Origin of the sequence: Halomonas sp. 25-S5 (assembly GCF_029889845.1) — a bacterium.
GTDB lineage: Bacteria > Pseudomonadota > Gammaproteobacteria > Pseudomonadales > Halomonadaceae > Halomonas.
In genome coordinates this window covers 1-862 of record NZ_JARANV010000074.1, presented here as the reverse complement: position 1 = coordinate 862, position 862 = coordinate 1, and the positions used below count along the sequence as shown (strand labels likewise).

The following is an 862-nucleotide window of genomic DNA, read 5'->3' as shown; positions in this document are numbered from 1 at the left end:
CCACTCAGTGGCCATCAGGGTGTTGAGCTGATTGTCCACGTCACCCGGCCGGGTGACCCGGTGGAGTTCGCCGGCAGTGGCGGCCTGACGCAGGGCACTGACCATGTGCCCGCGAAAGTGGCGCGACAGGGCCCGGACCGGGAACAGGTAGTGGCTGCGAGCCCCATGCCAGCCGCCATCGTCGCCCAGCGCGCCGCCGGGGACCAGGCAATGCAGGTGCACGTGCTGGCTCAGGTTCTGGCCCCAGGTGTGAAGCACGGCGCTCATGCCCATCTCGCCGCCGAGACGCTTGGGATCGCGACCGAAGGATCGGAGGGTGTACCAGGCACTCTGGAACAGCAGTCGGTAAATCACCTCGGGGTGAAGCTGGACCCAGCCGTTGAGGCTGTGCGGCAGGGTGAACACGACGTGGTAGTAGCGCACCGGCAGGATGTTCGCCTGCTGACGCTCGGCCCATTGGTGCATGGCACGGCCCTGGCACTATGGGCAGTGGCGATCGCGACAACCAAAGTAGTGCGGCTGGGTGTGGTCGCAGTCCGTGCACTGCAGGACCATCCCGCCCATCGCCTCGGTGCGACAGGCAAGCAGATGATGGCACACCCGTTGGCGCTGGCGATCGAGGCCGGCCGGATCGAGAAAGCGGGACAGGGCCTGTTGGAGGGTGGCGGTCTCACGCATGGCTCACCTCCAGGCCGGCCACCAGGTCGATGGGGCCCTGACTCGCCCCCTGCTGGCCCGGCAGCCAGTGCAGGTAGCGCATCGTCGACTGGATGCTGCGGTGGCCCAGCAGCCGCTGGAGCTGATGAACGGGCAGTCCCTGCTCCAGGACATGCGTGGCGTAGGCATGACGCAGGCTGTGGAT

The 862-nt window shown here is 67.3% G+C and carries 2 protein-coding genes and 1 pseudogene; all 3 read right to left on the bottom strand.

Features of this window, described 5'->3' with window-relative positions; genetic code table 11:
* Positions 1–267: transposase (locus tag OP498_RS18425; protein WP_280554810.1), on the bottom strand; the 267-nt coding region annotated here is incomplete at its 3' end.
* Between the two features lie 138 nt (positions 268–405).
* A pseudogene (locus OP498_RS18420) lies at positions 406–678 on the bottom strand (transposase zinc-binding domain-containing protein); the annotation flags it as partial.
* On the bottom strand, positions 671–862 hold a 192-nt coding region (locus OP498_RS18415), incomplete at its 5' end, for a site-specific integrase (RefSeq protein ID WP_280554809.1). The gene OP498_RS18415 and the pseudogene OP498_RS18420, both read right to left, overlap by 8 nt.